11 protein-coding genes are annotated in these 13,793 nt (G+C 68.5%); 2 read left to right on the top strand and 9 right to left on the bottom strand.

Going from position 1 to position 13,793, the window contains the following annotated elements; translation table 11 throughout:
* Window positions 1–52 precede the first annotated feature (52 nt).
* From HH110_RS00320 to rpmB, 4 genes are all read right to left on the bottom strand, one after another.
* Window positions 53–1,444: an FAD/NAD(P)-binding protein gene (locus tag HH110_RS00320; protein ID WP_176988452.1), complete on the bottom strand. Its 1,392-nt coding sequence runs from the start codon at window positions 1,442–1,444 to the stop codon at window positions 53–55.
* A gap of 36 nt (window positions 1,445–1,480) precedes the next feature.
* Window positions 1,481–2,899 (bottom strand): cardiolipin synthase, encoded by a 1,419-nt coding sequence (cls, locus tag HH110_RS00315; RefSeq protein WP_176987802.1) that lies wholly within the window; start codon window positions 2,897–2,899, stop codon window positions 1,481–1,483.
* A 154-nt stretch (window positions 2,900–3,053) separates the two neighbouring features.
* Window positions 3,054–3,221 carry a 50S ribosomal protein L33 gene (gene rpmG, locus HH110_RS00310; RefSeq protein ID WP_172407465.1) on the bottom strand — a complete coding sequence of 56 codons (168 nt, stop codon included), beginning with the start codon at window positions 3,219–3,221 and terminating at the stop codon, window positions 3,054–3,056.
* 10 nt (window positions 3,222–3,231) lie between these two features.
* Window positions 3,232–3,468, bottom strand: a complete 237-nt coding sequence (rpmB, locus tag HH110_RS00305) for a 50S ribosomal protein L28 (RefSeq protein ID WP_019185625.1) — start codon at window positions 3,466–3,468, stop codon at window positions 3,232–3,234.
* Window positions 3,469–3,785: 317 nt separating this feature from the next.
* On the opposite strand from rpmB, the gene HH110_RS00300 reads away from it, so the two are divergent.
* Together HH110_RS00300 and HH110_RS00295 are read left to right on the top strand one after the other, a co-directional pair.
* A complete protein-coding gene (locus tag HH110_RS00300) occupies window positions 3,786–5,036 on the top strand; it encodes a glycosyltransferase (protein ID WP_176987801.1) in 1,251 nt (416 codons plus the stop codon).
* Window positions 5,037–5,178: 142 nt separating this feature from the next.
* Entirely contained in the window at window positions 5,179–5,880 is a 702-nt protein-coding gene (locus HH110_RS00295) for an NYN domain-containing protein (RefSeq protein ID WP_194243552.1), read from the top strand.
* A 43-nt stretch (window positions 5,881–5,923) separates the two neighbouring features.
* Here the strand turns inward: HH110_RS00295 and HH110_RS00290 are convergent, their stop codons facing one another.
* The 5 genes from HH110_RS00290 to HH110_RS00270 form a co-directional block, all read right to left on the bottom strand.
* Window positions 5,924–9,097, bottom strand: coding sequence for an efflux RND transporter permease subunit (locus HH110_RS00290; protein WP_176987799.1), 3,174 nt, complete (start codon window positions 9,095–9,097; stop codon window positions 5,924–5,926).
* 35 nt (window positions 9,098–9,132) lie between these two features.
* Window positions 9,133–10,122, bottom strand: coding sequence for an efflux RND transporter periplasmic adaptor subunit (locus HH110_RS00285; RefSeq protein ID WP_176987798.1), 990 nt, complete (start codon window positions 10,120–10,122; stop codon window positions 9,133–9,135).
* Window positions 10,119–11,399, bottom strand: coding sequence for a TolC family protein (locus HH110_RS00280; protein WP_176987797.1), 1,281 nt, complete (start codon window positions 11,397–11,399; stop codon window positions 10,119–10,121). Before HH110_RS00280 ends, HH110_RS00285 begins: the two co-directional genes overlap by 4 nt.
* 54 nt (window positions 11,400–11,453) lie before the next feature.
* On the bottom strand, window positions 11,454–11,834 hold the full coding sequence (locus tag HH110_RS00275) for a DUF2946 family protein (protein ID WP_176987796.1): 381 nt from the start codon (window positions 11,832–11,834) through the stop codon (window positions 11,454–11,456).
* 100 nt (window positions 11,835–11,934) lie between these two features.
* A complete protein-coding gene (locus HH110_RS00270; protein ID WP_176987795.1) occupies window positions 11,935–13,722 on the bottom strand; it encodes a DUF885 family protein in 1,788 nt (595 codons plus the stop codon).
* Window positions 13,723–13,793 lie beyond the last annotated feature (71 nt).

The following is a 13,793-nucleotide window of genomic DNA, read 5'->3' as shown; positions in this document are numbered from 1 at the left end:
ACCCTCGGGCGGGTCGCTCCGGGCCGTTACCCGGCGCCCGGATCGAACGGGTTCAGCCGCGCGCGGCCCGCTCGGCCTGTCCGCGCAGCTCCGGGATCGCCAGGCTCTCCCACAGGGTGCCGATGCGCAGGCTGCCGACCAGCCGGATCGCCGGCTGCGGCTGGCCATGGCCGTCGATCAGGCCGCCCTCTTCCACCGTCGTATCCAGGCCGAGGCCATGCGGACCCGGGCGCGCATGGCCGTCGGCCAGCAGCTGCCGGATCAGCGGATTGCGCATGGACAGCGCGCGGGTCTCCACGCCGGTGGCGTTGATCACCGCCGCCACGGTCAGCGGTGGGAGCCCGCTGCCCGGGCTCCGCCCGTGCAGCTGCAGCCCGGTTTCCTGCACCAGCACCGTGTCCAGCCGAGCGCGGTGGCGCTGCAGCTGGCCGCTGCGCTCCAGCTCGGCGACCTGGGCATGCACCGATTCGGCGATGCGGTGGCGGTGCACGTCCCAATAGCGCACCACGTGGCGCAGGAAGCGGCGCTGGTCCCCCTCGCCCAGGCTCAACCACAGCGCCTGGCCCATCGGCCGGATGCGGTCCATCACGCTCTGCCACGGGATGCCCTGGGCGACAGCCGCGCGGGCCTGCCCGCGCAGTTCGCGCACGCGCTGGCGCAACGACATCGCCAGCAGCGGCTGCGGATCGAAGCTGACCGCCGCGCCGTGGGCGTGTGGCAACGGCAGCAGCGCGTGGCGCGACAGGACGAAGATCCGCCCACGGTGCCCGGCGGCGGCCAGCGCGACCACGCTGTCGGCCATGCTCAGGCCGGAGCCGATGATGGCCAGATCGTCATCGCCGGCCAGCACGCGTACGCCGTCGTAGTCCCAGGCTTCCACCACCTGCGCGGGCGGCAGGGCATCGGCACCGGGAACCGGCAGCGGGCGCATGCTGTTGCCGCAGGCCAGCACCACCCGCCGCGCGTTCCAGGTCATGTCGTCATCCAGCCGCAGCTGCACGCCGTGTGCGTCGGGCTGCAGCGCGAACACCGGCTGTTCAACCACCTCCAGCGCCGCCGCGCTGTGCGCGCGCGCCTGCTCCAGCCGGGCGCGCAGGTAGGCGGCATAGTGGCGGCGCGGCACGAACTGGTCCGCGAGTACCGCGCGCGGCACGTCGGGAACCGCATCGCTGTCGAGCAGGTAATCGAGGAAATCCGCGGGCTGATCCGGCAGCGCGCTCATCTTGCCGGCCGGCACGTTCAGCAGGTGCTCCGGCCACGGCGTGGCGTAGGCGATGCCTTCGGCCAGGACCGAGGCCGGCTCGAACAGCACGATGCGTGACGGCCGGGTTGCATGGCGCAGGGCCTGCAGCGCGACGAGGACGCCGGCAGCGCCGCCGCCGACGATGGCCAGATCACACTGGCGGTGGATATCGGACGCAGTCATGCCCGGATTGTAGGCGATGCGCGTGGATCGGCCGTCCACGTGCGTCACAGCGCACTACATCAACGCATCGGCCAGCCGCGCGATCCCTTCGCGGCTGCGCTTCCATGCCGGTCGCTGGCGCCACGTCGCCAGGTCCAGCGGGTGCGCGTGTTCGAGATAGTCGGCTTCGATCTGCGCCAGCTGGCGCACCATGCCAGCGTCATAGCAGAGCATGCCGATCTCGGCATTGAGCGCGAACGAGCGGATGTCGAGATTGATCGAGCCGACCAGGGCGATGTCCTCATCGACGGTCAGGTGCTTGGCATGCAGGAAATGCGGCGCGTACAGCGCGATCCGCACACCGCTGCGCAGCAGTTCATCGTAGTACGCCTCCTGCGCCCACGAGGTCAGCCGCTGGTTGGTGCTGGCCGAGAGGATCAGCTGCACCTGCACGCCGGACAACGCCGCGATGCGCAGCGCACTCAGGGTCGCTTCGTCCGGCACGAAATACGGCGTGACCAGCACGATGCGCCGCCGCGCCAGATGGATCAGCGCGTTGACCGCATCGCGCGCATTGCTGAAGGGATACGCCGGACCACTGGGCAGCAGCTGGGTCGGCACGTCGGCGGAGCACACCGGCACCGCCGTGAGTACGTCCAGGCGCTGCCCGGTTTCCATGTACCAGTCGCTGGCGAACACCGCTTCCAGATGCGCCACCACCGGCCCGCGCACGCGCGCCACCAGCTCCTTGTTGGGGTAGCCGGCGACGAACTGCGGCCCCGCCAGGTTCTGCGAGCCGATATAGCCGACGCGGTTGTCGATCACCGCGATCTTGCGGTGGTTGCGCAGGTCCATGCGGCCGCTGCGGCGCCAGCGCAGGCCGCCGGGCAGCATCGCGCGCACGTCCACGCCGAGCGCCTGCAGGCGGCGCCGATAGTGGCGCAGCCCGCGCTTGGCACCGACCGCATCGAGCAGCAACCGGCAGTGCACTCCACGCGCCGCGGCCCGCTGCAGCGCCTGCACGATGGCCTCGCCGACCGCATCGTCGAACATCAGGTAGTAGAGCAGGTGCACGCGCTCGCGCGCCTGGTCGATGTCCTCGATCAGTGCCTGCAGCGAGGCGTCGTAATCGTTGAGCAGGTCCACCGCGTTGCCGTGGATGGGCATGAAATCGCCCTGGCGCTCGATCAGCGGCACGATTTCGGCGGTGGCGGTATCCGGTGGGGGCGTCCAGCGCAGCGGTGGCTGCAGGGCCTGCTCTTCGCGGATCACCTGGGACGCTTCGGCCTGGCGCTGCACGCGCTGGCGCGACAACCACGGATGGCCGAACAGCAGATACAACGGCAGCCCGAGCAGCGGCACGAAGCCCACCAGCAGCAACCAGCTGCGTGCGGCACCGGGCGTGGTGCGGCTGGGAATCCAGAACAGCGCGGCCAGCCGGATCAGCCAATCCAGCATCAACAGCCACGAACCCAGCAGCCACTCGAACAGCATCGCGTCGCCCGTCGGGAGGGGAACCGCATTCTGCCATGGGCCGCTGCATGCAACCGGTGGTGCCGGGCGCTGGCCGGCTCCACGTATCGCCGGCCCATGAAAAAACCCGCCACGGGGGGCGGGTTTTTTCGGGAAGCTCAAGAACCCTTGCGGATTACTTGATCTTGCCTTCCTTGTACAGGACGTGCTTGCGCACGACCGGATCGTACTTCAGGAATTCCATCTTCCCGGGGGTGTTCTTCTTGTTCTTGTCCGTCGTGTAGAAGTGGCCAGTGTTGGCCGTCGAAATCAGACGGATCTTATCGCGCTTGCCTGCCATGATCGTTTACTCCTCAGACCTTTTCGCCGCGCGAACGCAGCTCAGCCAGAACGGAGTCGATACCGTTCTTGTCGATGGTGCGCAGGGCATGCGCGGAAACACGAAGCTTGACCCAGCGGTTTTCGCTGGCAACCCAGAAGCGGCGCTCGTGCAGGTTGGGCAGGAAACGACGACGGGTCTTGTTGTTGGCGTGCGAGACGTTGTTACCCGTCTGCACTCGCTTGCCGGAAACTTGGCATACGCGGGACATTGCGCACCTCGATAAAGTAGTTGTCAGCCCATAGCCCGGGCGACGGCGGCCTCGGCGGTTTCCCGCCACACGTCATGAGAATCAAAGGGTTACGCTGTCGAGGGCGGGCCGGATGACGTGTTCCCGGCCACCGATCCAAAGGTTTTTGGACACAGCGAGCCGCGCATTATGCCCGCTCCGGGGGCCTGCGGCAAGCTGGCCTGGCCCAGGCGCGCCATCCCGGTCCCGTGACAGCCCCTCCGCTAGGCTGCCCGGGCCTGCAACCCGGACGTGACGATGACCCCAGCGCCTTTCCTCTCCTTCGCCTGCGGCCTTTCATGAAGCTGCTCGCCGTGACCTACGGCACCGAAGGCGACACCCGCCCGCTGGTGATGCTCTGCCATGGGCTGATCGGCGCCGGCCATGAGGTGCTGCTGCTGGCCGAGCGCGGCACGCTGGAGACCGCCCGCGAGCTGGGCGTCCCGCATGCCGCGCTGGAGGGCGACATCCATGACGAGGTGGTGGCGCTGGTCTCGCGCGGCAACGCCCGGCTCGCCGCCTCGCGGGGCCTAGCGCGGATGGCGCAACGGCACGTGCCCGGCTGGATGCGCCAGGCCGACGCGGCGGCCGCCGGGTGCGATGCGGTGCTGACCGGCGGGCTGGCCGCCTTCGTGGGCCTGGCCGTGGCCGAACACCAGGGGCTGCCGGTGATCGGCACCGGGATGATTCCGCTGACCCCGACCGCCGGCTTCCCCTCCCCGTTCCTGCCACGGCTGCGCCTGCCCGGCGCGCTCAATCGCCTCAGCTACACCTTGGTCAACCAGGCGGTGTGGCGGACCTTCCGCCGTCCGATCAACGCCGCGCGACGGGCATTGGGCATGCCGCGGCGCGCCTCCCCCTGGCGGGATCTGCCGATGCTGTACGGCATCTCGCCGAGTCTGCTGCCGCCTCCGCCGGACTGGCCGTCCAATCACCGGATCTGCGGTCAGTGGCGCGCGCCCGAACGTGGCTGGCAGCCGCCGCCGGATCTGCAGGCCTTCCTGGACGCTGGCCCCGCGCCGGTCTACCTCGGGTTCGGCAGCATGACCGGCTTCGATCGCGACCACGTGCTGCCCGCGCTGCTGGCGGCATTGGCGCCGCGGCGGGTAGTGCTGTTCCCGGGCTGGGCCGGGCTGCCCAGCACCCCGCTCCCGCCCAACGTGTTCGTGCTCGGGCCGACCCCACATGAAGCACTGTTCCCGCGCTGCGCGCTGGTCATCCACCACGGTGGCAGCGGCACCACGCATTCGGCCTGCCGGGCCGCGGTGCCGTCGCTGGTGATGCCGTTCGCCGCGGACCAGTTCTTCTGGGCGGACCGGCTGCAGCAGTTGGGCGTGGCACCGGCGGCGCTGTCGCCGAAGCGGTTGGACGCCGGGACACTGAGGCGGGCACTGGACTTCGTCGAGCACGCCGAAACGCGCGGACGGGCGGCTGCTCTGGGAAGGGCGATGGGCACGGAAGAGGGCGTGGCGGAAGCGGTCGATCTGATCCAGCAATGGCTGGCAGAAAACCGATCAGTGCTGAGTGGACGAGGCGGCACCAAGGTGTGACCCCGTCATTTGACCGCCACGGCAACGGGCTGCTGTAATGGCCCCACGACCCCGCCCTCGCCGTTGTCATTCAGTTGGCTAAACGGCTTGGGACGAAGAAACCGCCGAAAGGCGGTTTTTTCATGCCCGAAGGAACGTGCGCATGACTGAAACCACCGCCGTCTACGTTGATGGCTATAACTTCTACTATGGCCGGATCCGGGGAACGCCCTACAAGTGGATCGATCTTGTCAGGCTGCTCGAGCGTTTGGTGCATGAGCAGACGCCGACGTCACAGATGACGTTGGTCAGGTACTTCAGCGCGTTTTGCCTCGCCCGGTTTTCGACCCACGGCAATGCCTCCACGATCGCCCAGGACAGCTTCCTGCGTGGGCACGAAGTACGTCACGGAAGCCGCTTCCAGAAGACAATGGGAACCCACACGCATGATCGCAGCGGTACGAAGATGCCGCGGTATGTCGATGGGCAGCCCTTCAACCGGGCAGACAGGGTGAAGGTCTGGAAGCTCGAGGAAAAACAGACGGATGTGAACATTGCGCTGGCAATGTATCGCGACGCCGCGTCAGGAAGATTCTCGCAGCTGGTGGTGTGCTCCAACGACAGTGATGTGGAACCGGTGCTACGCGCCATCAGGGAAGATTTTCCGGGTATTCGCCTTGGCGTGATCACACCAAGGCGGCCTCCCGAGGCAGGTGCCGCTGTCCACCGCAACATGATGTCCTCGCTGTCAGCGAATGCGCATTGGGCGCGCAGCCATATCCACGATGAAGAGTTGGCGTCCTGCCAGTTGCCTGACCGGATCCAGACCGGAAAGAAGCCCATCGACAAACCAGCGCATTGGTGAGGCAGCCAGGTCCGCACGTTGCATCACGTGCGGACCTGGCCCTTCATACCGCGCCAGATTCCTTCCGATGCAGCCACCGGTACAGCACCGGCAGCACCAGCAGGGTCAGCAGCGTGGACGAGACGATGCCACCGATCACCACGGTCGCCAGCGGGCGCTGCACTTCCGAGCCGGCGCCCACGTTGAAGGCCATCGGCACGAAGCCGAGCGAGGCCACCAGCGCGGTCATCAGCACCGGGCGCAGGCGGCCCAGCGCACCGTCGCGTACCGCCTCCGGCAGCGGCGTGCCGTGCTCGCGCAGGCTGCGGACGAAACTGATCATCACCAGCCCGTTCAGAACGGCCACGCCGGACAGCGCGATGAAGCCGACGCCGGCCGAGATCGACAGCGGAATACCACGCAGCGCCAGCGCGAGCACGCCGCCGGTCAGAGCCAGCGGCACGCCACTGAACACGATGGCCGCATCCTTGACCGAGCCGAACGCCCAGAACAGCAGCGCGAAGATGATCGCCAATGTCACCGGCACCACGACCGACAGGCGCTGGCTGGCCGAGATCAGCTGCTCGAAGCTGCCGCCGTACTCGATCCAGTAGCCGTTGGGCACCTGCACATCCCGTCCGATCGCCTGCTGCAGGTCACCGACGAACCCGCCGAGATCGCGATCGCGCACGTTGGCGGTGACCACGATCCGGCGCTTGCCGTTCTCGCGGTTGACCTGGTTCGGCCCTTCGCTGTTGCTCAAGGTCGCCAGCTCACGCAACGGCACCGTGCGTGCACTGCCGCTGGTCCAGCTGCCCGCTCTGCTGGATTCATCGGCCGCATCCGCAAGCGCCGGTTCCAGCGACACCGGCAGGTCCGCCAGTGCGGCCGGATCCTGGCGGAGCGCTTCAGGCAGGCGCACCACGATGTCGAAGCGGCGGTCGCCTTCGAACAACTGCCCTGCCACCTGCCCGCCCACCGCCGTGGCCACGGTCGACTGCACCTGCCCAGGATTCAACCCATAGCCGGCCAACGCGGTGCGATTCGGGGTGACGGTCAGCAGCGGCAGCCCGCTGGTTTCCTCCACCCGCACGTCGGCCGCGCCCGGCACGGTGCCGGCCACCGCCGCGATGCGTTTGCCGACCGACAGCAGCGTGTCCAGGTCATCGCCGAACAACATCACCGCCACGTCGGCACGCACGCCGGAGATCAGCTCGTTGGTGCGCATCTGGATCGGCTGGGTGAACTCGTAGTTGTTGCCGGGCAGCTGCTCGACCGCTTCTTCCAGCTCGCCGAGAAGGGCCGCGCGCGATTTGCGGGGATCCGGCCAGGCCTTGCGCGGTTTCATCATGATGAAGGTATCGGCCACCGAGGGCGGCATCGGATCGGAGGCGACCTCCGGCGTACCGATCTTGGAGAACACCTTGTCCACCTCGGCGAACTGCACCAGCCGGTTCTCGATCTGCTTCTGCATCTCGATCGACTGGGTCAGGCTGGTCCCGGGGATGCGCATCGCGTGCATGGCGACATCGCCTTCGTCCAGGTTCGGCACGAACTCGCTGCCCAGCCGCGTGGCCAGCAGGCCGCAGCCGATCACCAGCACCAGCGCACCGCCGACCATCCAGCGGCCGCGACGCAGGGCGAACGCGAGCATCGGCTCGTAGCGCCGGCGCACCCACGCCATCAGGCGGTTCTCCTTCTCCTGCACACGTCCCCCGAGGAACAGTGCGATCGCGGCGGGAACGAAGGTCAGCGCCAGCACCATCGCACCGGTCAGGGCCAGCACCACCGTGATCGCCATCGGGTGGAACATTTTTCCTTCCACCCCGGTAAGCGCGAAGATCGGCAGGTACACCGCGGTGATGATGCCCAGCCCGAACAGGCTGGGGCGGATTACTTCGGCCGTGGCGCTGGCGGTTTCGGCGAAGCGTTCTTCGCGGGTCATGTCGCGGCCGAGCACGTGCTGGCGTTCGCCGAAGCGGCGCAGGCAGTTCTCGATGATGATCACCGCCCCGTCGACGATCAGGCCGAAGTCCAGCGCGCCCAGGCTCATCAGGTTGGCCGACACACCGCCGCGGGCCATGCCGGTCAGCGTGAACAGCATCGCCAGCGGAATCACCGCCGCGGTGATCAGCGCCGCACGGAAATTGCCGAGCAGCAGGAACAGCACCACGATCACCAGCAACGCGCCTTCGATCAGGTTCTTGGCGACCGTCTCGATGGTGCGGTCCACCAGCGCGGTGCGGTCGTAGCTGGCGGTGACGGTGACGCCCTCGGGCAGGCTGGCCTGCGCCTGCTGCAGGCGCGCCGCCGCGGCCTGGGCGACATCGCGGCTGTTGGCCCCGATCAGCATCACCACGGTGCCCATCACCACTTCATGGCCGTTCTGGGTGGCCGCACCACTGCGCAGCTCCGGTCCGTCCTGCACCTGGGCGACGTCGTGCACGTGGATCGGCACGCCTTCGCGGCGGGCCAGCACGATGTTGCCGATCTCCTCCAGGTTGGCGACCTGGCCGGGAATGCGCACCAGGAACTGCTGGCCGTTGCGTTCGATGTAACCGGCGCCGACGTTCTGGTTGTTGGTCTCCACCGCCTGCGCGACATCTTCCAGCGTGAAGCCCAGCGCGCGCAGCCGGGCCGGATCCGGAGTGATGTGCACCTGCCGCTGGAAGCCACCGATGGTGTTGACCTCGGTCACGCCGGGCACGTTGCGCAGCTGCGGCCGGATCACCCAGTCCTGCAGGGTACGCAGGTCGGTGGCGGTGTACGCCGTGCCATCGGCCTTGCGTGCCTTGGGATCGGCGTCGATGGTGTACATGAAGATTTCGCCGAGGCCGGTGGAGATCGGTCCCAGCTGGGGATCGAGGCCGTCCGGAATCTGCGACTTGACCTGCTGCAGGCGTTCGGCGACCTGTTGGCGCGCGAAGTAGATGTCGGTGCCGTCCTTGAACACCACGGTGACCTGCGAGAGCCCGTAGCGCGACAGCGAACGCGCCTGCTCCATGGCTGGCAGGCCGGCCATCACCGTTTCCACCGGGTAGGTGATGCGTTGCTCGGTCTCCAGCGGCGAATAGCCGGGGGCGGCGGTGTTGATCTGCACCTGGACGTTGGTGATGTCCGGGGTGGCGTCGATCGGCAGCCGGGTGAAGCTCCAGCTGCCGATGACGATCAGCACCAACGTCAGGGCCATCATCAACCAGCGATGGGCGATGGCGGCGCGGATGATGCGCTCAAGCATGGTGGCGCCCTCCGTCTGCAGGGAACGGCAGCACGTCAATGTTCATGCGATGCCCCTGCCTTGCCGATATCGGCCTTGACCACGTAGCTCTGCTCGACCACGACCGCTTCGCCGAGGGTCAGGCCACCGAGCACTTCGACCTTGCCGGCATCACGCGCACCGAGCGTGACCGCACGCGCGGCATAGGTATCGCCCTGGCGCACGAACACCACGTCCTTGCCGTCCATCGTCTGCAGCGCGCTCAGCGGCACCACCTGCGCAGCCGGCGTGCTGGCCACGACGATCCGCGCCTTGACCGCGGCACCGGGCCGCCACTGACCGTCGTCGTTGCGCAGCGTCGCGCGGGCGACCGTGCTCTGGCTGGCGGTGGCGGTGCCGGGCAGCACACGTTCCAGCGTGGTGGCCTGGCTGACGCCGTCGGTCATCCGCGACACGGTGACCGGCACGCCGGCGGTGATGTGCTGGGTGTCGTTGCCGAAGATATGCAGGTCCACCCACAAGGTGGAGAGATCGCCGATCTCGAACAGCGGCGTACCCTCACCGGCGATGCCGCCGACCTGGGCCTGGCGCGCGAGCACCACGCCACCGATGGGTGCGCTGACCGTGTACGTGGTGAGGCTGAGATTGCTCTCGATGCTGGCCAGCACCTGGCCGGCGCGCACGCGGTCGCCGACGTTGGCGCGCAGCGAGCGGATCGGGCCGGGGAAGCGCGCCATCACCTGGGCGACGCGGCCATCGACCGGGGTCAACAGACCCTGCACGTCGTGTTCGTCGGCGATGGTGCCGGCCACGACCGGTGCGACGCGGATGCCGGCCTGGTCGGCCATGGCCGCGGCGATGGTGGTGCTTTCCGGGGCGTCGTGATCGTCATGATCATCGTCGTGCCCGGCCTCACCATGGCCGGCATCGGTCCCGGCCGGCTTGGCCGGTGCCGCAGCGGGTTCAGTGCCGCCGCAGCCGGTGAGCGCCATCAGCGCGATCAAGAGGCTGCCAGCCAGCGCGGTACGGGTCTGGGAAAGGGTCATCGGCGGTCCTCCGTGGACACGGTGTCGGTAGCGGCGACCATGCTCTGGCCGGTCAGGCGCTGGATTTCGATCAGGGCGGTCTGTGCGGCGATGGCCGCCTCAAGCTGGCGCTGGCGTGCGTCGATCCGCATCGCCTGCAGTTGGGCCCATTCCATGTAACTGATCGCGCCGGCACGCCAGGCCTTCTCGGCAGCGTTCTCGGCACGCTGCAGCTGGGGCAGCACATCGCGCCCCATGCGGGTGACTTCCAGCCGCGAGGTCAGGTAGCGGCCATGCGCTTCGGCGAGCGTGGCGTACAACTGCAGTGCGCGCGCATCGCGCTCCACGCTGTTGAGCGCCAGTTCGGCCTCGGCCGCGCGGATCTCCGGCGCGGCGCGGCGCACGCTGCCCAAGGGCAGGCTGAAACCCGCGACCAACGAGGTATCGCGGGTATCCCGGCTGTTGCGCACGCCGACCTGCCAACTGACATCGGGCCGCGCCTGGGTGCGGGCCAGCTGCACCTGCGCCTCGCGGATGCGACGTTCGCCGGCCAGCACGGCCAGTTCCGGGGTGCGCTGCAGTTCGTCGGCGAGCACCGCGAAGTCCTGCAGCGCGGGCAGCTGCATGGGGTCGCCAGTCACGACATCGAAGCCAGGATCGCGCTGGCGCCACAACGCCGACAGCGCCGCACGCGCGGACTGATCCATCTGCTTGGCGCGATCGCGGTCCAGTTCGGCCTGGGCCAGCATCGCCTGGGCGGTCATCAGCACCGATTCCGGCGAGGCACCGGCCTGCAGGCGCAGCCGTGCGGCGGCGACCGCGCGCCTGCGCTGTTCGATATCGGTCTCGGCGATGCGCAGTTGCTGGCGCGCGTCGGTCACCGCCAGATAGCGGCGTGCGACCTCGGCCATCAGGTCCAGCCGCGCGGTTTCGCGCTGCGGAGCCAGGCTGTCCAGGTTGGCCTGGGCCACGGCGCGGCGGGCATCCAGCTTGCCGCCACGTTCCAGCACGCCGGCCAGGGTGACGGTGGCTTCAGCTGCATCAAAGCCGCGGCTGTCGCCGGTGCCCAGCGCGTTCTCCAGCTCCACGCCCAGGGTCAGCGGGGGCGGGAGCCCGGCGGCGTCACGGCGGGCTTCCCACACCGGACGCTGGGCATCGGCCAGGCGCAGGTCGGGGTGGTACTGGGCAACGCGCGCGATGGCGTCGTCGAGGGTCAACGGTACGGCGGGTGTCGTGCCCTGTGCGTACACGCACGGCACGAACGCAATGGCAGCCAAGGCTGCCAGACGCATCCACATGGGAGTCTCCAGAAAACGGTCAGATGGCAAACGGCGGCGCGCGGCCGCAGGGCATCAGATCGCTATCGGAGGACGCAGCAGGTTCTCGGGCGGCTGTGAGCGCAGCTGCGCGATCAGCCCGGCAGGGACACCGTGGCTGGGGGCGGCCGCCAGGCTCCAGGCCATCGCGGCCATCGGCAGCACGCCGCCGTGGCCATGGCAGTGGCCGCAATGCACCAGGGCATGCAGCCAGTCGTCATTGCCATCGTCATCGCCCGGCGCGGTGGACGCCGCGTCATCCAGGCTGCCATGCAGCTCGCTGCTGTCCGCGTGCACGGTCAGGTGGATATCGGCCAGGGCCGAGGCCAGCGAACTGCCGAACACGCCCACACCGACCACCACCAGCATCAGCAGGCGGAGCAGCAGGGACGGACGCAGGCGGGCACGACGGAACATGGCCCGCAGGGTAGCCGGGTGCGAAGCCGTTACACAATCGCAGCGCGTTCCGGTGGTTCACGTTGGCGGGGGCGGGCACGATGACCGGCCCCCACGCGGATCAGCTGGCCGCGGCCTTGCGCTGGGCGATGAAGGCCTGGATCTGTTCCTCCAGCACCGGCAGCGGCACCGAACCCTGGCTCAGCACGGCGTCGTGGAAGGCCTTGACGTCGAAACGGTCGCCCAGCTCCTGCTCGGCCTGCGTGCGCAGGCGCACGATCGCGATCTCGCCGAGCTTGTAGCTCAGCGCCTGGCCCGGCCAGGAGATGTAGCGGTCCACTTCGGTGGTCACTTCATGCTCGCTCAGCGCGGTGTGGTCGCGCAGGTAGGACAGCGCCTGCTCGCGGGTCCAGCCCTTGTGGTGCACCCCGGTATCGATCACCAGGCGCGCGGCGCGCCACATCTCGTAGGTCAGGCGGCCGAAATCCTCGTACGGGGTTTCGTAGATGCCCATCTCCACGCCGAGCTTCTCGCAGTAAAGGCCCCAACCTTCGCCGTACGCGGAGATGTAGTTGTTGCGACGGAACGCGGGCTGCTCGCCCTGCTCTGCCGCGAGCGCGCCCTGCAGCGCATGGCCCGGATCGGACTCGTGCAGGGTCAGCGCCGGCAGGTTGTACAGCGGCCGCGCCGGCAGGTTGTAGGTATTGAGCCAGTAGGTGCCCATGCCACCGCGGCCCGCGGTCCAGAACGGGGCGATGTCCGGCGGCACCGGCACGATGGTGAAGCGTGCGCGCGGCAGCGTCATGTACTTGCCGATCACGCCATCCACGCGCTTGGAAATCCAGGCGGCGCGGTGCAGCAGTTCGTCCGGGGTCTTGGCATAGAACTGCGGATCGGTGCGCAGGAAGGTCAGGAATTCGGCGAAGCTGCCCTTGAACTCGACCTGCTTGATGATGCCGTCCATCTCGGCCTGGATGCGCGCGACTTCCTTCAGGCCGATCTCGTGGATCTGCTGCGGGGTCAAGTCCAGCGTGGTGTACTCGTGGATCTGCTGCTTGTAGTACGCCTTGCCGCCCGGCATCGCCTCGGCGGCCAGGGTGGTGCGCGCCTGCGGCACGTACTCGCTGACAAAGAAGGTGCGCAGCTTGGCGAAGGCCGGCACCACGCTGCCGCCGATGGCCTGGCGGGCCTGCTCCTGCAGCTGCGCCTGCTCGGCGGCGGGGATGCCGGCCGGCAGCTTCTTGAACGGTGCGTACAGCGGCGACTGGGTCGGGTCCTTCAGTTCGGACACGGTGGCGATGGACACCTCGCGGCCATCGAGCACCGCACGCGGGACGCTGAAACCGCGCTTGAGGCCGGCGCGCATGTTCTCGGTCTGCTGGTCGAAATAGCGCGGCACATCGTTCAGGCGCGCGATGTAGTTGCGGTAGTCCTGCGCGGTCTTCATCTCGCGCCGCGCCATGAAGGACAGGTTGGACCAGAACGAGGAATCGGCATTGAACGGCATCTCATAGCCGCGCAGGCGCACGTCGGCGGCCAGGTTGAACACCTGGTCACGGTAGATCGCGTAGTTGATCCGGTTTTCGGCCGAGAGCGCCTTGGTGTCGACCTTGTCCAGCTGGGCCAGCACGTCGTCCCAGACCTTCAGGCGTCCCTGCTGCGCGGCCGCGCCGACATCCGGCATGCGGGTGGCGTTGGCCGGGCCGTCGCCATCCTCACTGGCTTCACCACCCCCGGCCTCGCGCCAGGCCCATTCCTTCTCGTAGATGGCGCGGAACTGCGCATCGGCAGGACCTTCAGTGGCCAGGCTGGCCGGGGCGGCGGCCGGGGCAGCCGGAGGCGCGGCCAGGGCAGCGCCGGCAGGAAGGGCCAGGGCGAGCAGCAGCGCAGCAACGAGCGGTGATTTCACGGTCAGGGGTTCCCGAGGGACGGCAAACCCCGATGATGGCACCAAGCGGCCGGGCGCTGCATGGATCAAAG

The organism is Stenotrophomonas sp. SAM-B, from assembly GCF_013387485.1.
Lineage (GTDB): Bacteria > Pseudomonadota > Gammaproteobacteria > Xanthomonadales > Xanthomonadaceae > Stenotrophomonas > Stenotrophomonas maltophilia_AA.
The sequence above is the reverse complement of the archived record's forward strand: the minus strand, read 5'-3'. Positions and strand labels throughout refer to the sequence as shown.